The organism is Kitasatospora aureofaciens (genome assembly GCF_001188955.3).
Lineage (GTDB): Bacteria > Actinomycetota > Actinomycetes > Streptomycetales > Streptomycetaceae > Kitasatospora > Kitasatospora aureofaciens.
In genome coordinates this window covers 25153-45768 of sequence record NZ_JPRF03000030.1, presented here as the reverse complement: position 1 = coordinate 45768, position 20616 = coordinate 25153, and the positions used below count along the sequence as shown (strand labels likewise).

The window sequence follows — 20616 nt, the reverse complement described above, 5'->3', positions numbered from 1 at the left end:
CTCGAACGGTCCGTACTCCCTTCGAAGGAGTACGGACCGTTCGGGTTTCCGGGCTCAACGCCCGCGCGGCAGGCCCATCTCGGCCAGCCGGACCGGCATCCCGCCCGGGCCCACCGGCCCGCCGTGGGTACCGGGACGGCGCTGGCCGGGCAGCGGGGCACCACCGGGCGGCGGGACGGGCCGACGGCCCACCGGACCGGGCTGGGTCTGGTGCACCGGGCCGCTGCCGGTGCCGTGCACCGGGGCGTCGCCGCCGGAGGCGACGCCGAGCGGGGCGAGGTCGATCTGCACCCCGCAGTCGGCGAGCGCGTCCAGCTCGCGGGCGGTGGCGTCGTCCGCGGTGGCCTGCTCGTCGGTGACCAGCCGGGTGATGGTCTCGGTGGCGACCGTCTGGAACATGCCGGCCGCGCCGAGCTTGGTGTGGTCGGCGAGGACGATGACCTCGGCGGCCGCCAGCACCATTGCCCGGTCCACGCTCGCGGACAGCATGTTCGCGGTCGACAGCCCGCGCTCGGCGGTCAGCCCGCTGCCGGAGATGAAGGCCTTGGTGACCCGCAGCCCCTGCAGCGACTGCTCGGCACCGCTGCCCACCAGGGCGTAGTTGGAGCCGCGCAGGGTACCGCCGGTCATCACCACCTCGACCCGGTTGGCGTGCGCCAGCGCCTGGGCGACCAGCAGCGAGTTGGTGACCACGGTCAGCCCGGGCACCCGGGCCAGCCGGCGGGCCAGTTCCTGGGTGGTGGTGCCGGCGCCTACCACCACCGCGTCGCCCTCCTCCACCAGTCCGGCGGCGAGGTCCGCGATGGCACTCTTCTCCGCCGCGGACAGATGGGTCTTCTGCGGGTAGCCGGGTTCGCGGCTGAAGCCGCCGGGGAGCACCGCGCCGCCGTGCCGGCGGTCGAGGAGCCCTTCTGCCTCCAGCGCCCGTACGTCGCGGCGCACGGTCACTTCGGAGGTCTGGACGACGCGGGCCAACTCCCGGAGCGAGACGGCTCCGTTGGCGCGCACCATTTCGAGGATCAATTGGCGACGTTCTGCTGCAAACACAGAACCGACGGTAACCTGCGTGACCGTCTGCTTTCAGGCGTTTGCAGCTGGTAGCGGGAATTGCTCACGCAAGAGCGGCGCGTGACCGTACAATACGCGCCGCCGACCACCCGGAACCGCGCCCGCCGTCCGGGTGATGATCATGCCTGCGCGAAGGGCGGCCACCGATCGGCGGCCGCCCCAACTGTGCGCTCCGGGCTCAGGATTCGCCGGCGGACCGCTTGCGGATGTGCAGCTGCCGGGCGGCCTCGGCGGTCGAGCCGGAGACCGACGGGTAGACGGTGAAGGCGCTGGCCACCTGTTCGACCGTCAGATTGGCGTCCACCGCCAGCGCGATCGGGTGGATCAGCTCGCTGGCCCGCGGGGCGACGACCACGCCGCCGACCACGATGCCGGTGCCCGGACGGCAGAACAGCTTCACGAAGCCGTCCCGGATGCCCTGCATCTTCGCCCGCGGGTTGCCGCGCAGCGGCAGCTTGACCACGACGGCGTCCATCTTGCCGCACTCCACGTCGGCCGCGGTGTAACCGACGGTGGCGATCTCCGGGTCGGTGAAGACGTTGGAGGCCACGGTCTTCAGGTTCAGCGGCTGCACCGCGTCACCGAGCGCGTGGTACATCGCGATCCGGCCCTGCATGGCCGCCACCGAGGCGAGCATGAAGACGCCGGTGCAGTCGCCGGCCGCGTAGACGCCCGGGGCGCTGGTGCGGGAGACCCGGTCGACCTGGATCTGGCCCCAGTCGTTGAGCTTGACCCCGGCCTCCTCCAGGCCCATGTCCGCGGTGTTGGGGATCGAACCGACCGCCATCAGGCAGTGGGTGCCCTCGATCACCGTGCCGTCGGAGAGGGTGACCTCGACCCGGTCGCCGATCCATCCCTCCTCGCCCGCCTCCGGCGAGGAGGGTCCCTGTGTGCCTTCTGCCCGTGCCGAAATCCTCTTGACCGTTTCGGCCCGCGAACGGCCCATCACGTTCATGCCGCGGCGGCGGAAGACGTCCTCCAGCACCTCGGCGGCGTCCGGGTCCTCACCGGGCAGCACCCGGTCACGGCTGGACACCAGGGTGACCTTGGAGCCGAGCGCCTGGTACGCGCCGGCGAACTCGGCGCCGGTGACGCCGGAGCCGACCACGATCAGCTCGCGCGGCAGCTCCTCCAGGTCGTACACCTGGGTCCAGGTCAGGATCCGCTCGCCGTCCGGCTGGGCGTCCGGCAGCTCGCGCGGGTGGGCGCCGGTGGCGATCAGCACCGCGTCGGCGCGCAGCGAGTGCACGGCACCGTCGGGGGCGTCCACCAGCACCTCCCGGGAGCCGTCCACGGCCTGCCCGCCGGCCCCGAGCCGCCCGCGGCCGCGCAGCACGGTGACCCCGGCGCGGGTGACGGACTGGGTGATGTCGTGGGACTGCGCGATCGCCAGGCGCTTCACACGGCGGTTGACCTTGCCCAGGTCCACGCCGATGACCTTGCTCTCGCGGTCCCCGGCGCCGTCCTGGTCGACCGTGATGCCCAGCTCCTCGTACGAGCTGTCGAAGGTGGTCATCACCTCCGCGGTCGCGATCAGGGTCTTCGACGGCACGCAGTCCGTGAGCACCGCCGATCCGCCCAGACCGTCGCGGTCGACGACGGTCACCTCCGCGCCGAGCTGAGCGGCCACCAGCGCCGCCTCGTAGCCGCCGGGTCCGCCACCGATGATCACGATCCGAGTCACGTACCCCATTGTCCCGCACACCGGGAGCGGCGCCACAACGGGGTCCGCGCTCGGTGGCTTCGTCCACTGGCCCCCGCCGCGTCCTCCGACCGGGCTACGCTGCACCCATGTCCCTTTACGCCGCGTATGCCACCAACCTCGATGCCCGGCAGATGACCCGCCGGGCCCCGCACTCCCCGCTCCGCGGCACGGGGTGGCTGGACGGCTGGCGGCTCACCTTCGGCGGCGAGCAGCTCGGCTGGGAGGGCTCGCTGGCCACCGTCGTCGAGGACGAGAAGGACCGGGTCTTCGTCTCCCTCTACGACATCGCGCCGATGGACGAGGAGGGCCTGGACCGCTGGGAGGGCGTCCAGCTCGGCATCTACCGCAAGATCAGGCTGCGCGCGCAGACCCTGGACGGCGACATCCCGGTCTGGACGTACGTGCTCAACGACTACGAGGGCGGTCTGCCCGCGGCCCGCTACCTCGGCCTGATCGCCGACGCCGCCGAGAGCGCCGGCGCCCCGGACGACTACGTGCTGGACCTGCGCCGCCGACCCTGCTGAGCGCAAGCCCTCCTTCCTGTGCGTATCGACAGAACCGGCCACCCGAAGAGCGCCGCCGAGCTGTGCCTTCGGGACAACCCGGTAACGATCCGGCATGCCGTACGCAGATCTTCTACGCGCGTAGCCGAAACCCGTCTATCCTCGTTCCCGTGAACGCTTCTCCTCAGTCGGTCGTCTCCGCCGACCCCTACGCCGCCGCCCAGGCCGCCGCCGAGCGCCTGCGCGAGCTGACCGGTGCCGAGCGGCACGACGTCGCCCTGGTGATGGGCTCCGGCTGGGTGCCGGCCGCCGACGCCCTGGGTGAGACCGTGGCCGAGTTCCCGGTCACCGACCTCCCGGGCTTCCCCGCCCCCGCCGTGGCCGGCCACGCCGGCAAGATCCGCTCGGTGAAGATCGGCGACAAGCGCGCCCTGATCTTCCTCGGCCGCAACCACTACTACGAGGGCCACGGCGTGGCCACCGTCGTCCACGGCGTGCGCACCGCCGCCGCGGCCGGCTGCGGCGTCATCGTCCTGACCAACGGCTGCGGTGGTCTGCGCCAGGGCTGGACCCCGGGCCAGCCCGTCCTGATCAGCGACCACATCAACCTGACCGCGGACTCCCCGATCGTCGGCGCCAACTTCGTCGACCTCACCGACCTGTACTCCAAGCGCCTGCGCGCGCTGTGCCGCGAGGTCGACCCGAGCCTGGACGAGGCCGTCTACGTCCAGTTCCGCGGCCCGCACTACGAGACCCCGGCCGAGGTCAACATGGCCCGGGTGATCGGCGGCGAGCTGGTCGGCATGTCCACCACCCTGGAGGCCATCGCCGCCCGCGAGGCCGGCTCCGAGGTGCTCGGCATCTCCCTGGTCACCAACCTGGCCGCCGGCATGACCGGCGAGCCGCTCAACCACGAAGAGGTCCTGGAGGCCGGCAAGGCCTCCGCCGAACGCATGGGCGAGCTGCTGGCGAAGGTCCTGGAGCGGATCTGACGCCTGCCGGGCGCAGAATCATGAGTGACGGGGCCCACGGGCGGCGTGATCCGCTGATCACGCCATCCCGCGGGCCCCGTCCGCATGTGCACACCTCTTCTTCCCTTTGCGCGGAACCCTCCGGCCGACACCCCGACGCACTTTCCGATGGAGCAGGCAAATGACGCAGGCACCCACCACCGACCTCCTCGCCCGGGCCCGTACCTGGCTGGCCGAGGACCCCGACCCGCAGACCCGTGAGGAACTGACCGCCCTGCTGGCCCGGGCCGAGGGCCCGGAGGCCGAGGAGGACTGCACCCTCGCCTGGTCCGAGCTCGCCGAGCGCTTCTCCGACCGCCTCCAGTTCGGCACCGCCGGCCTGCGCGGCGAACTCGGCGCCGGCCCGATGCGGATGAACCGCGCCGTGGTGATCCGGGCCGCCGCCGGGCTGGTCGCGTACGTGAAGGAGCAGGGCCTCGGCGACCTGGTCGTGATCGGCTACGACGCCCGGCACAAGTCGTACGACTTCGCCCGCGACACCGCCGCCGTGGTGGTCGGGGCGGGCCTGCGCGCCGCGCTGCTGCCGCGCCCGCTGCCGACCCCGGTGCTCGCCTTCGCGATCCGCCACCTGGGCGCGGCCGCCGGGGTGACCGTCACCGCCAGCCACAACCCGCCGCAGGACAACGGCTACAAGGTCTACCTGGGCGACGGCTCGCAGATCGTCCCGCCCGCCGACGCCGGGATCGCCGCCCACATCGACGCGATCGGTTCGCTGAACGACGTCCCGCGCGCCGAGGAGGGCTGGGAGGTGCTCGGCGAGGACGTCGTCGAGGCCTACCTGACCCGGGCCGTCTCCATCGTCGACGAGCACAGCCCGCGCGAGCTGGACGTGGTCTACACCCCGATGCACGGCGTCGGCCGCGACACCCTGGTCGCCGCCTTCCGCCGGGCCGGCTTCCCGGCGCCGACCGTGGTCGCCGAGCAGGCCGAGCCCGACCCGGACTTCCCGACCGTGGCCTTCCCCAACCCGGAGGAGCCGGGGGCGATGGACCTCGCCTTCCACACCGCCGCCGCGGTCGGCCCGGACATCGTGATCGCCAACGACCCGGACGCCGACCGCTGCGCAGTGGCCGTCCCGACCGGCGGCAACGCGGGGGGCAGCGGCAACGGCTCGGCCGGCTGGCGGATGCTGCGCGGCGACGAGGTCGGCGCGCTGCTCGGCTCCGCGCTGGTCGCCAAGAAGGCCGAGGGCACCTTCGCCACCACCATCGTCTCCGCCACCCTGCTCGGCCGGATCGCCGAGGCCGCGGGCCTGGCGTACGCCGAGACGCTGACCGGCTTCAAGTGGATCGCCCGCGCCGAGGGCCTGCGCTACGGCTACGAGGAGGCGCTCGGCTACTGCGTCGACCCCCAGGGCGTCCGGGACAAGGACGGCATCACCGCCGCCCTGCTCGTCACCGAGCTCGCCGCGACCCTCAAGAAGTCCGGCCGCACCCTGAGCGACCTGCTGGACGACCTCGCGCTGGAGCACGGCCTGCACGCCACCGACCAGCTGTCCGTCCGGGTGCGGGACCTCTCGCTGATCGCCGACGCCATGCGCCGCCTGCGCGAGCAGCCGCCGACCGTCCTGGCCGGCCTGACCGTCACCCGCGCCGACGACCTGTCGGCCGGCTCCGACGACCTGCCGCCCACCGACGGGCTGCGCTACTACCTGGCCGGCGACCCGGTCCGCTCGGCCCGGATCGTGGTCCGCCCGTCCGGCACCGAGCCCAAGCTCAAGTGCTACCTGGAGGTCGTCCTCCCGGTCGCCACCGCCGCCGACCTGGGCGCCACCCGCGAGCGCGCCGCCGAGCTGCTGGCGGCGGTCAAGCGCGACCTCGCCGAGGCCGCGGGCATCTGACCTTCCGGCGTGGAAGGGCCCACCCGTTCCGGGCCCTTCCACGCACCCGGGCTCACGCGTCCGGGCTCAGACGACGATCACCGTGATCAGGGCGACCAGGCCCACCAGCGAGGGGGCGATGACCCACCAGCACCAGCGGACGACCACGGGCCCGGCGGCGCCGGGGCGGGTGCCGTTGCGCTCGGCCATCTCCTGGAGGACGTCCGTCACCTGGTCGGACCAGGCGCGGGTGGGGTCGGGGGCGCCGTGGACGACCGGGTTGGTCCGGCCGGCGAGTCCCAGCCCCAGACCCGTCCGGGAGGCGTGCTCGGCGTTGCCGCGGCTCTGCGCCCGGGTGGCGCGCTTGCGCTGGCGCAGCGAGACCGGGACGGCCCACACCTGGTACTTCTTCTCGCCGGCCAGCAGCTCGACGGAGTACCCGGCGCGCAGCGCGGCGACCGAGGCCCAGGGGGCGGTGATGGTGCGCCAGGGGTTGCGGACGACCAGGCGGTCGCTGCCGGCGAACACCGCGGGGCGCAGCGTGTAGGCGATCACCGGGAAGGCGAATACGGGCACCGCGGCGAGGGCGACGTACGGGGTCTTCCCGGTTCCGGTCACCACCGCGTCGCCGATCAGCCAGGCGGCGACGGCGAGCAGGAGCACGCCGGAGATCACGCCGGGGACGGAGCGGTACACGCGGTCCGCGTACTCGGGGTCCCCGCCGGGGGCGGCCGGGCCCTGGTGGGGCTTGCCGTCGGATTCGGTCATGGCCTCGATTCTGCCCCATGCACCCCTCACCAGCGGGTCTCGGTCCGGCCACGAATGGCGGGCCGGGGCGCCGGGTGGCCGAGGTCTCGGTCCGGCCACGAAAGCCCGCCGGAAAGGTCGTCTCCCTAGCGGTCGGCTACGCGCGTAGATATGCTGGTCTGGTGACTATGTCCACTGTTGCAGCCAATGCCCCCGGCGTTGCGGGCAGCGGCCTCGCGGACGTTGCGGCGTCCGAGGCCTCGCTCCGCCGCTTCCTGCACGGCCTGCCCGGCGTCGACCAGGTCGGCCTTGAGGCGCGAGCCGCCACCCTCGGTACCCGCTCGATCAAGACCACGGCGAAGGCCTACGCCATCGACCTGGCGATCTCCATGATCGACCTGACCACGCTGGAGGGCGCGGACACGGTCGGCAAGGTGCGCGCCCTGTGCGCCAAGGGCAGGACCCCCGACCCGACCGACCCGACCACCCCGCGCGTCGCCGCCATCTGCGTCTACCCGGACATGGTCGCCACCGCCAAGGACGCCCTGCGCGGCACCGACATCCAGGTCGCCTCGGTGGCCACCGCCTTCCCGGCCGGCCGCGCCGCCCTCCCGGTCAAGCTCGCCGACACCGCCGACGCGGTGGCCGCGGGCGCCGACGAGATCGACATGGTGATCGACCGCGGCGCCTTCCTCTCCGGCCGCTACTTCGACGTCTACAACGAGATCGTGGCCGTCAAGGAGGCGTGCAAGCGCCCGGACGGCACCTACGCCCACCTCAAGGTGATCTTCGAGACCGGCGAGCTGCAGACGTACGACAACGTGCGCCGCGTCTCGTGGCTGGCGATGCTGGCCGGCGCCGACTTCATCAAGACCTCCACCGGCAAGGTCGCCGTCAACGCCACCCCGCCGGTCACCCTGCTGATGCTGGAGGCGGTCCGCGACTTCCGCGCCGCCACCGGCGTCCAGGTCGGCGTGAAGCCCGCCGGCGGCATCAAGACCACCAAGGACGCCATGAAGTACCTGGTGATGGTCAACGAGACGCTCGGCGACGACTGGCTGAGCCCGCACTGGTTCCGCTTCGGCGCCTCCAGCCTGCTCAACGACCTGCTGATGCAGCGCCAGAAGCTCGCCACCGGCCGCTACTCCGGCCCCGACTACGTGACGGTGGACTGATCACCATGGCCAAGAAGAAGAACATCGAGGAGCCCGTGGCCAAGCCGGCCGGAGGCCTCTTCGCCTACGCCCCGGCCCCGGAGTCCCCCGCGGCCGCGGGCGACATCGCCACCTCCTACGGCCACTTCATCGGCGGCGAGTTCGTCGACTCCTCCGGCAGCGAGGCCCTGAAGACGGTCAACCCGGCCACCGAGCAGGTGCTCGCCGAGTTCGCCCAGGGCACCGACGAGGACGTGGAGCGCGCCGTCGCCGCCGCCCGCAAGGCCTTCGCCGACTGGTCGTCGCTGCCCGGCAGCGAGCGCGCCAAGTACCTGTTCCGGATCGCCCGGATCATCCAGGAGCGCAGCCGCGAGCTGGCCGTGCTGGAGTCGATGGACAACGGCAAGCCGATCCGCGAGACCCGCGACTTCGACATCCCGACCGTCGCCGCGTGGTTCTTCTACTACGCGGGTTGGGCGGACAAGCTGGACTACGCGGGCTTCGGCGCCAACCCGCGCCCGCTGGGCGTGGCCGGCCAGGTCATCCCGTGGAACTTCCCGCTGATGATGCTGGCGTGGAAGATCGCGCCCGCGCTGGCGACCGGCAACACGGTCGTCCTCAAGCCGGCCGAGACCACCCCGCTGACGGCTCTGCGCTTCGCCGAGATCTGCCGCCAGGCCGGTCTGCCCAAGGGCGTCGTCAACATCGTCACCGGCGACGGCCGCACCGGCGCCGCGCTCACCGCGCACCCGGACGTCAACAAGGTCGCCTTCACCGGCTCCACCCCGGTCGGCCGGGCGATCGCCAGGCAGCTGGCCGGCAGCCGCAAGAAGCTGTCGCTGGAGCTGGGCGGCAAGGCCGCCAACATCGTCTTCGACGACGCGCCGATCGACCAGGCGGTCGAGGGCATCGTCAACGGCATCTTCTTCAACCAGGGCCACGTCTGCTGCGCGGGCTCGCGCCTGCTGGTCCAGGAGTCCGTCCAGGACGAGGTGCTGGACGCCCTGAAGCGCCGGATGGCCACCCTCCGGGTCGGCGACCCGCTGGACAAGAACACCGACATCGGCGCGATCAACTCGGCCGCCCAGCTGGCCCGGATCACCGAGCTGACCGACGCCGGCGAGGCCGAGGGCGCGGACCGCTGGTCGCCGGAGTGCGAACTCCCGGGTACCGGCTTCTGGTTCAAGCCGACCCTGTTCACCGGCGTCAGCCAGGCCCACCGGATCGCCCAGGAGGAGATCTTCGGCCCGGTGCTGTCGGTGCTGACCTTCCGCACCCCCGAAGAGGCGGTCGCGAAGGCCAACAACACCCCGTACGGCCTCTCCGCCGGCATCTGGACGGAGAAGGGCTCGCGCATCCTCTGGATGGCCAACAGGCTCAAGGCCGGTGTGGTCTGGGCCAACACCTTCAACAAGTTCGACCCGACCTCGCCGTTCGGCGGCTACAAGGAGTCGGGCTACGGCCGCGAGGGTGGCCGCCACGGTCTGGAGGCCTACCTCGATGTCTGACACGACCTTTGCGCGTCTTGACGTCCTCAAGACCTACAAGCTGTACGTCGGCGGGAAGTTCCCGCGCTCCGAGAGCGGACGGGTGTACGAGGTGACCGACTCGAAGGGCGAGTGGCTCGCCAACGCCCCGCTGGGCACCCGCAAGGACGCCCGTGACGCCGTCCTGGCCGCCCGCGCGGCGGTCAAGGGCTGGGCCGGCACCACCGCGTACAACCGCGGCCAGGTGCTGTACCGGGTGGCCGAGATGCTGCAGGGCCGGCGCGAGCAGTTCGCCGCCGAGGTGTCGCTCTCCGAGGGCGTCGGCCCGAAGAAGGCCGCCGCGCTGGTGGACGCCGCGATCGACCGCTGGGTCTGGTACGCGGGCTGGACGGACAAGGTCGCCCAGATCGCGGGCGGCGCCAACCCCGTCGCCGGGCCGTACTTCAACCTCTCCACCCCGGAGCCCACCGGCGTGGTCGGGATCGTCGCCCCACAGGCCGGGTACGGGCACTCGCTGCTCGGCCTGGTCTCGGTGATCGCCCCGGCGATCGCCACCGGCAACACGGTCGTGGTCGCGGCCGCCGCGGACGCCCCGCTGCCCGCGCTGTCGCTGGGCGAGGTGCTCGCCACCTCGGACGTCCCGGGCGGCGTGGTCAACATCATCTCGGGCCGTACCGCGGACATCGCCCCCACCCTGGCCTCGCACCAGGACGTCAACGCGCTGGACCTCACCGGGGCCATCGCCGCCGACGGCCCCGGCGCGGCGGCCGCCCTGGAGGCCGCCGCCGCCGATACCCTGAAGCGGGTGGTCCGTCCGGAGCTGGACCCGTTCGCCCAGGACTGGACCAATGCGCCCGGTACGGACCGGCTACTCTCGTTCCTGGAGACGAAGACGGTCTGGCACCCGATGGGGATCTGACCCTCCCCCGCTCCACCGCGTCACAACTCCACAGACTGGCCGTCCCCAGCGCCCTCTCCCCCCAGGGCCCGGGCGGTCATTGGACGGACCCGCGCCTCTCCCCCCTGGCGCGGGTCCGTCGACTTTCGTCACCGTTCCCGCCGACTTTCGGCGCTCGCCGTGCGCATGCGTCCGGACCACAATCCTCGGTACCGACACCGTCGAGGGGGGGCGCCGTGGGAGAGTTGATCGCCGAGCTGATGCCGCTGTTCGCGGACGGGTTCGTCCGCAGGTGGCACGTGGCCCGGGTCCGCCGCCGACTGGCCGCGGGGAAGCCGGTACGGGTGCCCTGTTCGGCCCGGTCCGAGCGGCCCGGCTGGCAACGCGTGTACGTCAACGGCAGGTTGGGCATCACCCCGGGTGCCGCGGCGGTGAGCTTCGGCTTCCGTGTCCTTGGTCACGTCGATCTGCCCACCGGGGGCACCTTCCACGAGCCCGAGCCCGACACCTGGCACTCCCAGGACTGGGCCGCCACCGCCTACCAGCCGCCCGGGGGCGGCCGCCCGGTGTACCTCCAGGTCGACAGCCGCTACCTGCCGGTGGTCCACCTCGCCTTCGCCCGTCCCGAGACGCAGAAGGTGTGAGCCGGACGGTTTCGGCAACCGGCCGGGATGCGTCAGACTGGTGTCCCGTGAGTGACTCCCCCATGAATCCCGCGCCGACGGCCCATGCCCGGGTGATCCTGCTCTCCGGGCCCTCCGGATCGGGGAAGTCCTCGCTGGCCGAGCGCAGCGGGCTGCCGGTGCTCCAGCTGGACGACTTCTACAAGGACGGGGACGACCCCACCCTGCCCCGGCTGCCCGACGGCGCCGTGGACTGGGACTCCCCGCTCGCCTGGCACCGCGACCAGGCCGTCGCCGCCATCCGCGCACTGTACGAGCAGGGGCGCACCGAGGTGCCGGTGTACTCGATCCCGGACAACGGCCGGGTCTCCACCCGCCCGCTGGACCTGGGCGGCGCGACCGCGTTCATCGCCGAGGGCATATTCGCCGCCGAGATCGTCGCCGAGTGCGCGGCCGAGGGCCTGCTCGGGGACGCCCTGTGCCTGCGCAACGGCGCGCTCACCACGGCCTGGCGTCGACTGCGCCGGGACGTCCGCGAGGGCCGCAAGTCGCTGCCGGTGCTGCTGCGCCGGGGCTTCCGGCTGATGCGGGCCGAGCGGGCCATCGTCGGCCGGCAGGTCGAACTCGGCTCGTACCCGTGCGCCGGAGCGGAGGCCGAGCGGCGGGTTCGCGCGGCGGCCGGGCCGCTGGAGCTCTCCGCGGCCTGAACGCCGGCGGCGGAAAGCCGGGCCGACGGAACGGCGGCCCGCCGACGAGAACGACGACGGGCCCGGTGCGTCTCCCCCGCACCGGGCCGTCGCCTGCCGAACGGCCTCGGCTCCCCACAGGCACCGCTCCCCCGAGCCGGCGCCCCCGAACCGTAACCGTCCGCTACCCGTCCCCCGACGGGAGTCCTGTCCCCCTGGTCCTACGCGTGGTCCTACGCGACCAGCTCGCCGAACGCCCGGACGGTGTCGCCCGACTTGTTCAGGTGCTCGTCGTCGCGAAGCCGGCGCAGCGCGCGCCAGATGCTGCTCTTGACCGTGCCGACGCTGATCCCCAGCACGTCGGCGATCTCCGGGTCGGTCTTGCCCTCGTAGTACCGCAGCACCAGCATGGTCCGCTGGTTCTCCGGCAGCTTCGCCAGCGCCTGCCAGAGCACGGTGCGCAGCTCGGTGCCGCCCATCGCGTCGGTGTCGCCGGCCGTCTCCGGCAGCTCCTCGGTCGGGTACTCGTTGACCTTGCGGCGCCGCCAGGCGGAGATGTGCAGGTTGGTCATGGTGCGGCGGAGGTAGCCCCCGACCGCGGCCTTGTCGGTGATCCGGCCCCAGGCGCGGTAGGTGCTGAAGAGCGCGCTCTGCAGCAGGTCCTCGGCCTCGTAGCGGTCACCGGTGAGGTGGTACGCCGTGGCGTACAGGGAGGCGCGGCGCTCGCGCACGTACGCGGTGAACTCAGTGATGTGGTCCTCCGCGACGGCCGAGTGCTCCCCCTGCGCGTCTCCCTGTCCCGCCTCGGCGGTGCGGGCCGGTGCGGGGTTCAGCCGCAACAGCGTCGCACCGGCGGCCTCGCGACCGGCCGGCTCCCCCGAACCGACCGCCCGCAGGCCGTTGTTCCCCCGGCTGTCCTTGCCCTCGGCGCGGACGGGGAGGATCCCCCGCAGCGTGAGGGTGTTGGCGGAGTCGACCGCACTCCCCAGTCGGCCGACCCCGTACAGCTCCCCCGTCCTGCCGCCGCCGCTCACCCGGCGGGCGACAGGGTTTCCACCGGTGCTGTGCGCGCACCCCCGTACGGTCACGGCACCGGAGTTCTCGTCGGTCCTGATCTCGTACCGGGTCCGGTGGGTGGTCGCTGACGAACGCGCGGTGCGGACAGCCGGGTTGGTCCGGGTCTGAAGCATGGCGTTCATCGTGCGCCCCCTTGGTTCGGTACGAGCGGTTCCTGTTGCCGCCCTCCAGCCGGCCCTTGCGGCCCGCTGTCCTGCGGCGACATGGAAAATCCTGCCCGCCGGTTGTGATGGCGCTGTCCGCCGACTGTCACAGGGGTGTCACAGGGGGCGGGCCCTTCGTCCCGGTCCGGCTCCCTCCGTACCGGACGCCGGCGGCCCTTCTTCCGGTTCCCGTACGGGCGGTGACCGATCCGGGGGGTGATTCGGCGCTTCCGGTAAGCCAAAATGGGCCCGTGCCTTTCCTCCTACTGATCGAGGACGACGACGCCATCCGGACCGGCCTCGAACTCGCCCTCACCCGCCAGGGCCACCGCGTGGCCACCGCCGCCTCCGGCGAGGACGGTCTGAGGCTCTTCAAGGAGCAGCGGCCCGACCTGATCGTGCTGGACGTGATGCTGCCCGGCATCGACGGCTTCGAGGTCTGCCGTCGGATCCGCCGCACCGACCAGCTGCCGATCATCCTGCTCACCGCGCGCTCCGACGACATCGACGTGGTCGTGGGCCTGGAGTCCGGCGCCGACGACTACGTGGTGAAGCCGGTGCAACCGCGCGTGCTGGACGCCCGGATCCGGGCGGTGCTGCGGCGCGGCGAGCGGGAGAGCTCGGACTCCTCCGCCTACGGCAGCGTGGTGATCGACCGGGCCGCGATGACCGTCACCAAGGACGGCCAGGACCTCCAGCTCACCCCGACCGAACTGCGACTGCTGCTGGAGCTCAGCCGCCGCCCCGGCCAGGCGCTCTCCCGCCAGCAGCTGCTGCGGCTGGTCTGGGAGCACGACTACCTCGGCGACTCCCGCCTGGTGGACGCCTGCGTGCAGCGGCTGCGGGCCAAGGTCGAGGACGTGCCGTCCGCGCCGACGCTGATCCGCACCGTGCGCGGCGTCGGCTACCGGCTGGACCCGCCGGCCTGATCCCATTCCATTCTGAACTCCCGTACGACGACAGGCTCTTGTGACTGACCATCAGCAGACTGCCCGGCGGTTCTCGTCCGGCCGGTGGCGACGGCTGCGCTCCCTGCGGGTGCGGCTGATCGCGGTGTTCGCGGCCGTCGCGCTGCTCGCCGCCGTCTCGGCCTCCGGCATCGCGTACTGGCTGAACCGCGACGCGGTGCTCAAGCGCGCCCAGGACACCGCGCTGAACGACTTCCGGGTCTCGCTCAGCCGCAACGTCTCCGACCTGCCGCTGAACGCCAGTTGTCCGGAGCTCGCCGCGCTGGCCTCCACCGTGGCGAGCTCCGGCCTGACCTACGACGTGGTCGTGGTGGACGGGGCGCACCCGGAGTGCCCGGCCTCCTCCGACCCGACGCACTTCACCCTGGCCGACGTCCCGGCGCCGCTGCAGTCCACCGTCGCCAAGCCGCGCGAGGTCACCGAGAGCAACCCGTACCCGTACCACCTGTACTGGCAGCGGCAGAACCTGCAGGGCCGCCCGTTCGTGATCGGCGGCACCAAGGTGCTGCCGAACGGTCCGACGGCGTACATGTTCAAGTCGCTGGAGAACGAGCGGGCCGATCTCAACACGCTGGGCTGGTCGCTGGCCATCGCGACGCTGCTGGCACTGATCGGCTCGGCACTGCTCGCCCAGGCCGCCTCGGCGACCGTGCTGCGGCCGGTCAAGCGGCTCGGCGAGGCCGCCAAGCGGCTCGGCGAGGGCCACCTGGACACCCGGCTGGAGGTCGAGGGCTCGGACGAACTCGCCGACCTGGCCAGGACGTTCAACCGGGCCGCGGAGTCGCTGCACGAGCAGGTCGAGGAGCTGAGCGCGCGCGAGGCGCAGAGCCGGCGGTTCGTCGCCGACATGTCGCACGAGCTGCGCACCCCGCTGACCGCGATGACCGCGGTGACCGACATCCTGGAGGACGAGGCCGAGTCGCTGGACCCGATGATCGAGCCGGCCGTCCGGCTCGTGGTCAGCGAGACCCGGCGGCTGTCCGACCTGGTGGAGAACCTGATGGAGGTCACCCGCTTCGACGCGGGCACCGCCAAGCTGGTCGCCGACGAGGTGGACGTCGCCGACCTGATCATGTCCTGCATCGACGGCCGGGCCTGGTACGACGCGGTCGAACTGGACGCCCCGCGCGGCATCCTGGCCGTGGTCGACCCGCGCCGACTCGACGTGGTCTTCGCCAACCTGATCGGCAACGCCCTCAAGCACGGCGGCTCGCCCGTGCGGGTCAAGGTCCGGCAGACCGAGGACACGGTCGTGGTCGAGGTCTCCGACAGCGGCCCCGGCATCCCCGAGGACGTGCTGCCGCACGTCTTCGACCGCTTCTACAAGGCCGACCGGGGGCGGGCCCGCTCGGAGGGCAGCGGCCTGGGCCTGTCCATCGCCATGGCCAACGCACAGATCCACGGGGGGACGATCACGGCGGCGAACGGGGAGGTCGGCGCGGTGTTCACCCTCACCCTGCCACTGACCCCACCACCGCCGCCGTCCGCGGGCGGGGCCGAAGGCGGCCCCGCCGGCGACGACGAGCACAAGGACGCCACGTGACCTCCCCCACCCGCACCACCCTGCGCCGCACCGCCGGCGTGCTGTTCCTGCTCGCCCTGGCCTCCGGCTGCGGCATCCGGCCGACCGCCGTACCGGTCGACGCCGGCGCACCCGCCAGCCGGACGGCCTGCCCGACCGCCCCGCACATACCGACCGCCCTGGCCACCCCGACCGTCCCGGCCCCGACCCCCGGCCCGGCCCGCGGCGCGGCCAAGGCGGGCGTCAGTCCGAGCCCCTCGCCGACCCCGGTGCCGCCGGGCTCGCCACCGCCGGACAACGTGTTCAGCGCGGTGCCGACGTCCGCGCCGTGCCGGTAGCGGAGTGGGAAACGGGGGCGCGCCCTGGAATGTTCACGTCCGGGGTGGAACCGGCGCGCCACCGGCTCACGTCCTTCCCGCCGTGCAGCGAGATGGGACGGGCCCCGTGACACGCGACGGGCGTTCCGGCGCGCGGCCCCAGACCGGGCCGGCGGCGGCAGTCCACCATTCCCTCCGGCTGGCCGGGCTGGCGGGCCTGGCCCTCCACCTGACGCTGGTGCTCTGGCTCGTGCTCAGACCGCTGCCGGTCGCCTGGGTGTACGACGCCAACCTCACCCCGCTGGCCTCGCTCCGCTCCTCCACCACCTGGCAGGTGGTCGGCGAGTTCCTGCTGCTCGCCCCGCTCGGCGTCCTGCTCCCGCTGACCGGCGGCCGGGTCCGGGCCCCCTGGCTGCCGTCCTTCCTGCGCACCACGGGCGTCTCCGCCCTGCTGGCGACCGGCCTGGAGTTCCTCTCCTCCTGGACGCCCGGACACGTGCTCAACGTGGACCACATACTGTTCGCCGTGCTCGGCGTGGTGATCACCCACCTCGCCCTCGTCCCCGGCCTGCGCCACCTGCTGCGGACCCACCGGCCGAAGCCGCGGGCCCCGCGGCTGCCCGTCCTGGCCGGGCCGCCGACGGCCACCACCGTCACCCCGACGGTGACGGTCGCACCCGTGGCCCGGCCGCGCGCCTACGCGGAACCGGCGGCACCCACTCGCCCGCTCGCCTCCGGTCGCTCCTGATCCGACACCGACGGTCGGCGCTCCCTCTCTCCTCCGTCGCTCCCTCGCTTCTCCCTTTCGATGTCGGCGCGTCCTTCGGCTCGGGGCGGGTCACTCGCCCGCTCGCCTCCGGTCGCTCCTGATCCGACGCCCGTCCCTGGGACGCGGGGCGGGTCGGACTCAACCCCTCGCGGACACCACCCGGCCGCCGACCTCGACCAGCCCGCCCGGGCGCGGGCCCGCCATCAGCTGGGAACCCCGGCCCTGGGTGATGGTCAGCGCCCGTCCGAGGTGCGCCGCCAGCAACAGGGCGGCCGCCCCGGTCGCCTCGTCCTCGTCGATCCCGTCGCCCCGGCCGGGGAAGGCCCGCGCCCGGACCGTACCGGCCGTCTCGTCCTGCCAGGCCCAGGCGTAGATCCACTCGCCCGGCGGCGGCACCTCCAGTGCCTCCACCTCGGCCACCGAACCGTACTGCCGCAGGGTCCGCCCCGGAGCCCACTCCGGCCGGGCCTCGATCCGGGTCAGCCCGCGCTCGTGCCGGACGGCCACCACCCCGGCGGCGGTGACCAGTTGCCCGACGCCGAGCAGCCAGGCGGTCCCCACACACGGGTGGCCCGCGAACGGCAGGCGCACGCTCGGGGTGTAGATGTCGATCTCCCCGCGCTCCGGATCGTCGACGAACACCGTCTCACTGAACCCGAGTTCACGTGCGAGCTCCTGCCGCGCCGCCCGCCCGGGCACGGCGGCGCCGTCGCGCACCACTCCGAGCTCGTTCCCGTGCTGCCCGTCCGGCCCGCAAAAGACCCGCAGCACCTCATAATCAGTCATTTCCCACCTCGTCAATTAGCTTTCCCACATGGCGCCGACGCAGCGCAACGACACCGTGACGAAAAGGCGACGACGGATGTCGGTCGCCTCCAGTACTGTGCGCTCTCGTCCCCAGGCGGTCCCGCCGCATTTCTCCTCCCACAGGAAACCCCCCTTGAGCAATCTCGACTTCAGCGCCCAGCCGCTGTTCTCCTGGTACGTCGTCCTACTGGCGCTCAGCGGCATCATCATGCTGGTTCTCGGGGTACTGCCCCTCGGCGGCCTGAAGGTCGGCCTGCGGACCTTCAACGTCCTCTTCGCCCTCGGATTCCTGGGGTATGCCTATTACCTCGTGTTCGTCTTCGAGGGCAGCGAGTACACCATCTACTACAAGGCATTCATCCTCCCGGTCGCCATGACCGTCGCGTCCGTGAAGGCCATCGTCGAGCACAGCAACGAGAAGAACCGGCCGACCCCGCCGGCCAGGGCGTACAACCCGAACGCACCGTACGCCCCCGGCGCTGCCCAGCCGGCCGCGTTCAACCCGGTCGCCCCGGTCGCCCGACAGCCCGGCCAGCCCGTGCCGCCGCAGGGTGCCTCGCCCTACCAGCCGGGCGCGCCGGCCCAGCCGGTGGCGGACAACCCGTACGCCCAGCCGCAGCCGCCGCAGCAACCGGCCGGCTGAGCCGCCGCGCGAAGGCCGAAGGCCCGTCCGTTCCCGTTCCGCAGCGGGTGACGGACGGGCCTTCGGCCGTACCCGGTCAGTTGCGGGCGCCCTGGGCGCCGTTGCGGCGGCGGGCCACGAGCAGGGTGCCGATGCCGAGGGCGATCGCGGTCGCGCCGGTGATGGCCATCGGGGCGGAGGAGGAGCCGCCGCCGGTGGAGGCGAGCCGGGTGGCGGTCACGGCGGCCGGGGCTCCGGCGGCGGACTGCGCGGTCTCGGCCGCCGGGCTCGGCGCGCCGGTGGTGACCTGCGCGGCCGGGACGGCGACGGGGGCCGTGGACGGGTCGGGGGCCGCCGGGGCCGTGTCGGCGGCGGGCGTGGTGGGGGCCGGGGTGCCGGTGGGGGCCGCCGGGCCCACGATGTTGAAGTCGGCCTTCGGGCTGGACGCCTCGGCCACGCTCTCGCCGGCACCGGGCTGGGTGCCCACGACGGCGACCAGGGACTCGGCGAGGGCCGGAGCGTCCTTGGTGAAGGCCAGCCGGAGGTTGATCGTCCTGGTCCCGCCCTTCGGCAGGGTGATGACCTCGCTGTCCTTGTCGCCCGTCCGCAGCGCCTGGTACTGCCAGGTGGGGTGGTCCGAGTCGCCTCCGGGGGTGCCCTCGACCCAGTTCCCGTTCGGACCCTGGAACTCGAACCTGACGGTCTCGGAGGGGAGGACCGTCTGCCCCTGGAACACCAGCACGGGCACGATCCGGAGGTCCTTGCCGCTGTTGTTGGTCAGCACCAGCTTGAGCGGCTTCGCCGCCGCGCCCGCCGTGAAGACGGCGGGCACCCCGCCGAGCCTGACGTCCGCCGTGGCGGCGGGCGTGGGCACCGGGGTGGGGGTGCCGCTCTCGACGGTGAAGAACGGGGTGGTGCCCCAGGCCTGGGTGATGCGCTGCTCCGGGGGGAGGGTGGGGTCCGAGACCATCGCGAGGAGGCCGGCGGAGGCCGGCCCGGGAGCGGCGTCGGCGGTGAAGCTCAGCCGCAGCCGGTAGGTGGCCTCGGCACCGGCCGCCAGGTGCAGCTGGGTCGCGAACTCGTCCAGCTCCCAGAATCCGCCGGCGTCGGTGGTGGTCGCCCTGGCGTCCTGCCACTGCGTGCTGCCGGGGCGCTGGTACTCCAGCTTGAGCTGGCTCGGCCTGGGGCCGCTGCCGCGGACCGTCGAGAGGCTGAAGGCGGTCGTCACGTCCATCTGGTGGTCGGCGGTGTTCTTGAGGGTCGAGGTGAACTCGACCGAGGTGCCCGGCTTGACCGCGGCCGGGAAGGCGCTCGTGGTGACGGTGACCGGCGAGGTGGCCTGGGTGCCCTGGGTCGTACCGGCGGGCGTCGGGGCCGCGAGGGCGGCCGGGCCCGAGGCCAGGGCGACGCCGGAGACGAGGGCGGCAGTGGCCGCCGCGGCGAGGATTCTGCGGGGCTGGTTGCGCAAGGGAACCTCACGGAGGAATTCGGGCGTAACCCGGTAAGAGTGCGAAATCGCAAGCGTGAGGGGCCTTTTGTGGCCGTACGGGCGTCGCCGAATGCCCCCCACCGCAGCGACCGCGGAATCATATCCCCCGGGTCGGACGGCTCCGTGAACTGGCCCTCCGCGCCCGCACGCTCCGGACCGGACCGCCGCCCGGGCCGACCGGCGCCCCGCCGGTCTCCGGGGCACCCCTGAGACGGACCCCGACGCGGGCCTACGCCTTCCCGGTGACCCGTCGGGGTCGGGAATCGCCTGGTGGGCGGAGGATTCCGGGCCTTCGGCGGCGGAACATGGAGGTATGCCCGCCGGACCGACCGGCCGGGCGGAAAGCCCAGGGAGCAGACATGACCGCCCGCCTCGCCCGTCCCCGCCACAACCGCGTCATCGCCGGCGTCTGCGCCGGGATCGCCGAGCGCTTCGGCCTGGCGCCGTTCACCGTCCGGCTGATCTTCCTGCTCTCCTGCCTGTTGCCCGGCCCGCAGTTCCTGATCTACCTCGCGCTGTGGGTGCTACTCCCCCAGGAGCCGTGAGGCCGTACGGGCTGGGCACGGCGACGGGCCGCCCGCCCCGGAAGACCCCGGGGCGGGCGGCCCGTCGTCGTACCGGTGGCCGGGATCAGCCGCCCAGGCCGGGCAGGACGCCGGTCAGCCCCCCGACGGGGGTCTTGTCCAGGCCGGGGATGGACGGGATGCCGGTGCGCTGCTGGGTGACACCGGCGATCGGGGTGGCGCCGGCGGGCACGGACTGGCCGGCGGTCGGGGCCAGGGTGCCGAGCGTGCCGGCGACCTTGTCCCCGCCGGGCAGCTTGGCGGCGGTGTCGGTAACCGCGCCGGTCACCGCGGGGTTCGTGACCGCGCCGGTGGGCAGCCCGAGGCCGCCGGTCGCCTGGCCGGCCGCGGAGGCGGTGCCGGCGCCGACCGCCGCGATGGCGATGCCGAGCGCCGCGGTGCCGGCGGCCTTGAGAGCCTGCTTCATGGTTCGTCCCCTTGGGTCCTCATCGGTGGCCGACGTCGCGCGGTCCGGCGAACGGGCGACCGCCGCCACGAACTGTCAGCAATGACTGGCACACCGTAGTGACAGGGTCGCGTGGGAACCAAAGGGCGTTCACTCACTCGAGTGACTAGTCGGATGAACGCCAACTCCCTTTCGAGGAAGCGGCGTTCACC

General features: G+C 73.0%; 21 protein-coding genes. 14 read left to right on the top strand and 7 right to left on the bottom strand.

Going from position 1 to position 20616, the window contains the following annotated elements:
• Positions 1-54: 54 nt before the first annotated feature.
• On the bottom strand, positions 55-1047 hold the full coding sequence (locus tag HS99_RS19880) for a DeoR/GlpR family DNA-binding transcription regulator (RefSeq protein ID WP_072655120.1): 993 nt from the start codon (positions 1045-1047) through the stop codon (positions 55-57).
• A 199-nt stretch (positions 1048-1246) separates the two neighbouring features.
• Positions 1247-2761: an NAD(P)H-quinone dehydrogenase gene (locus HS99_RS19875; RefSeq protein WP_030281007.1), complete on the bottom strand. Its 1515-nt coding sequence runs from the start codon at positions 2759-2761 to the stop codon at positions 1247-1249.
• A gap of 98 nt (positions 2762-2859) precedes the next feature.
• On the opposite strand from HS99_RS19875, the gene HS99_RS19870 reads away from it, so the two are divergent.
• The 3 genes from HS99_RS19870 to HS99_RS19860 all read left to right on the top strand — a co-directional run bounded on the left by HS99_RS19870 (position 2860) and on the right by HS99_RS19860 (position 6147).
• Positions 2860-3297 carry a gamma-glutamylcyclotransferase family protein gene (locus HS99_RS19870; RefSeq protein WP_030281005.1) on the top strand — a complete coding sequence of 146 codons (438 nt, stop codon included), beginning with the start codon at positions 2860-2862 and terminating at the stop codon, positions 3295-3297.
• Between the two features lie 149 nt (positions 3298-3446).
• Entirely contained in the window at positions 3447-4268 is an 822-nt protein-coding gene (locus HS99_RS19865) for a purine-nucleoside phosphorylase (protein ID WP_030281003.1), read from the top strand.
• A 160-nt stretch (positions 4269-4428) separates the two neighbouring features.
• Positions 4429-6147 (top strand): phospho-sugar mutase, encoded by a 1719-nt coding sequence (locus HS99_RS19860; RefSeq protein ID WP_030553167.1) that lies wholly within the window; start codon positions 4429-4431, stop codon positions 6145-6147.
• 66 nt (positions 6148-6213) lie between these two features.
• Here the strand turns inward: HS99_RS19860 and HS99_RS19855 are convergent, their stop codons facing one another.
• On the bottom strand, positions 6214-6894 hold the full coding sequence (locus HS99_RS19855) for a PH domain-containing protein (protein ID WP_030280999.1): 681 nt from the start codon (positions 6892-6894) through the stop codon (positions 6214-6216).
• 167 nt (positions 6895-7061) lie between these two features.
• On the opposite strand from HS99_RS19855, the gene deoC reads away from it, so the two are divergent.
• The 5 genes from deoC (at position 7062) to HS99_RS19830 (ending at position 11742) form a co-directional block, all read left to right on the top strand.
• Positions 7062-8048, top strand: a complete 987-nt coding sequence (gene deoC, locus HS99_RS19850) for a deoxyribose-phosphate aldolase (RefSeq protein WP_030280997.1) — start codon at positions 7062-7064, stop codon at positions 8046-8048.
• Positions 8049-8053: 5 nt separating this feature from the next.
• Positions 8054-9535, top strand: coding sequence for an aldehyde dehydrogenase family protein (locus HS99_RS19845; protein ID WP_046386471.1), 1482 nt, complete (start codon positions 8054-8056; stop codon positions 9533-9535).
• Positions 9528-10433: an aldehyde dehydrogenase family protein gene (locus HS99_RS19840; RefSeq protein ID WP_030280994.1), complete on the top strand. Its 906-nt coding sequence runs from the start codon at positions 9528-9530 to the stop codon at positions 10431-10433. Before HS99_RS19845 ends, HS99_RS19840 begins: the two co-directional genes overlap by 8 nt.
• Before the next feature lie 215 nt (positions 10434-10648).
• Positions 10649-11056, top strand: a complete 408-nt coding sequence (locus tag HS99_RS19835; protein ID WP_030280991.1) for a hypothetical protein — start codon at positions 10649-10651, stop codon at positions 11054-11056.
• Between the two features lie 47 nt (positions 11057-11103).
• Positions 11104-11742, top strand: a complete 639-nt coding sequence (locus HS99_RS19830) for an ATP-binding protein (protein ID WP_078867159.1) — start codon at positions 11104-11106, stop codon at positions 11740-11742.
• Between the two features lie 212 nt (positions 11743-11954).
• On the opposite strand, the gene HS99_RS19825 is transcribed toward HS99_RS19830, so the two are convergent.
• On the bottom strand, positions 11955-12920 hold the full coding sequence (locus tag HS99_RS19825; protein WP_370863277.1) for a SigE family RNA polymerase sigma factor: 966 nt from the start codon (positions 12918-12920) through the stop codon (positions 11955-11957).
• Between the two features lie 272 nt (positions 12921-13192).
• On the opposite strand from HS99_RS19825, the gene HS99_RS19820 reads away from it, so the two are divergent.
• The 4 genes from HS99_RS19820 (at position 13193) to HS99_RS19805 (ending at position 16496) form a co-directional block, all read left to right on the top strand.
• Positions 13193-13870, top strand: a complete 678-nt coding sequence (locus tag HS99_RS19820; RefSeq protein WP_030257458.1) for a response regulator — start codon at positions 13193-13195, stop codon at positions 13868-13870.
• Positions 13871-13910: 40 nt separating this feature from the next.
• Complete coding sequence (locus HS99_RS19815) at positions 13911-15452, top strand: ATP-binding protein (protein WP_046386472.1); 1542 nt, start codon at positions 13911-13913, stop codon at positions 15450-15452.
• Complete coding sequence (locus tag HS99_RS19810) at positions 15449-15769, top strand: hypothetical protein (protein ID WP_030280982.1); 321 nt, start codon at positions 15449-15451, stop codon at positions 15767-15769. Before HS99_RS19815 ends, HS99_RS19810 begins: the two co-directional genes overlap by 4 nt.
• 106 nt (positions 15770-15875) lie before the next feature.
• Positions 15876-16496, top strand: a complete 621-nt coding sequence (locus tag HS99_RS19805) for a VanZ family protein (RefSeq protein WP_050366743.1) — start codon at positions 15876-15878, stop codon at positions 16494-16496.
• 159 nt (positions 16497-16655) lie between these two features.
• On the opposite strand, the gene HS99_RS19800 is transcribed toward HS99_RS19805, so the two are convergent.
• Complete coding sequence (locus tag HS99_RS19800; RefSeq protein WP_030280978.1) at positions 16656-17303, bottom strand: PhzF family phenazine biosynthesis protein; 648 nt, start codon at positions 17301-17303, stop codon at positions 16656-16658.
• A 154-nt stretch (positions 17304-17457) separates the two neighbouring features.
• Here HS99_RS19800 and HS99_RS19795 point away from each other — a divergent pair, with 154 nt between their 5' ends.
• The gene (locus HS99_RS19795; RefSeq protein ID WP_050366742.1) at positions 17458-17967 is read left to right on the top strand and encodes a hypothetical protein; all 510 of its coding nucleotides are present in this window, start codon (positions 17458-17460) and stop codon (positions 17965-17967) included.
• A 76-nt stretch (positions 17968-18043) separates the two neighbouring features.
• On the opposite strand, the gene HS99_RS19790 is transcribed toward HS99_RS19795, so the two are convergent.
• Positions 18044-19414 carry a hypothetical protein gene (locus HS99_RS19790; RefSeq protein ID WP_051835532.1) on the bottom strand — a complete coding sequence of 457 codons (1371 nt, stop codon included), beginning with the start codon at positions 19412-19414 and terminating at the stop codon, positions 18044-18046.
• Between the two features lie 380 nt (positions 19415-19794).
• Between HS99_RS19790 and HS99_RS19785 the strand changes: the two genes are divergently transcribed.
• On the top strand, positions 19795-19980 hold the full coding sequence (locus HS99_RS19785) for a PspC domain-containing protein (RefSeq protein WP_030280974.1): 186 nt from the start codon (positions 19795-19797) through the stop codon (positions 19978-19980).
• An 85-nt stretch (positions 19981-20065) separates the two neighbouring features.
• Here the strand turns inward: HS99_RS19785 and HS99_RS19780 are convergent, their stop codons facing one another.
• Positions 20066-20425 carry a hypothetical protein gene (locus HS99_RS19780; RefSeq protein ID WP_030280973.1) on the bottom strand — a complete coding sequence of 120 codons (360 nt, stop codon included), beginning with the start codon at positions 20423-20425 and terminating at the stop codon, positions 20066-20068.
• Positions 20426-20616 lie beyond the last annotated feature (191 nt).

Bases quoted from the DNA above. Each gene is read 5' to 3' on its own strand.
- HS99_RS19800 (WP_030280978.1), bottom strand. From the start codon at position 17,303: ATGACTGATTATGAGGTGCTGCGGGTCTTTTGCGGGCCGGACGGGCAG.
- HS99_RS19875 (WP_030281007.1), bottom strand. From the start codon at position 2,761: ATGGGGTACGTGACTCGGATCGTGATCATCGGTGGCGGACCCGGCGGC.
- deoC (WP_030280997.1), top strand. From the start codon at position 7,062: ATGTCCACTGTTGCAGCCAATGCCCCCGGCGTTGCGGGCAGCGGCCTC.
- HS99_RS19860 (WP_030553167.1), top strand. From the start codon at position 4,429: ATGACGCAGGCACCCACCACCGACCTCCTCGCCCGGGCCCGTACCTGG.
- HS99_RS19870 (WP_030281005.1), top strand. From the start codon at position 2,860: ATGTCCCTTTACGCCGCGTATGCCACCAACCTCGATGCCCGGCAGATG.
- HS99_RS19855 (WP_030280999.1), bottom strand. From the start codon at position 6,894: ATGACCGAATCCGACGGCAAGCCCCACCAGGGCCCGGCCGCCCCCGGC.
- HS99_RS19845 (WP_046386471.1), top strand. From the start codon at position 8,054: ATGGCCAAGAAGAAGAACATCGAGGAGCCCGTGGCCAAGCCGGCCGGA.
- HS99_RS19785 (WP_030280974.1), top strand. From the start codon at position 19,795: ATGACCGCCCGCCTCGCCCGTCCCCGCCACAACCGCGTCATCGCCGGC.
- HS99_RS19840 (WP_030280994.1), top strand. From the start codon at position 9,528: ATGTCTGACACGACCTTTGCGCGTCTTGACGTCCTCAAGACCTACAAG.
- HS99_RS19780 (WP_030280973.1), bottom strand. From the start codon at position 20,425: ATGAAGCAGGCTCTCAAGGCCGCCGGCACCGCGGCGCTCGGCATCGCC.
- HS99_RS19825 (WP_370863277.1), bottom strand. From the start codon at position 12,920: ATGAACGCCATGCTTCAGACCCGGACCAACCCGGCTGTCCGCACCGCG.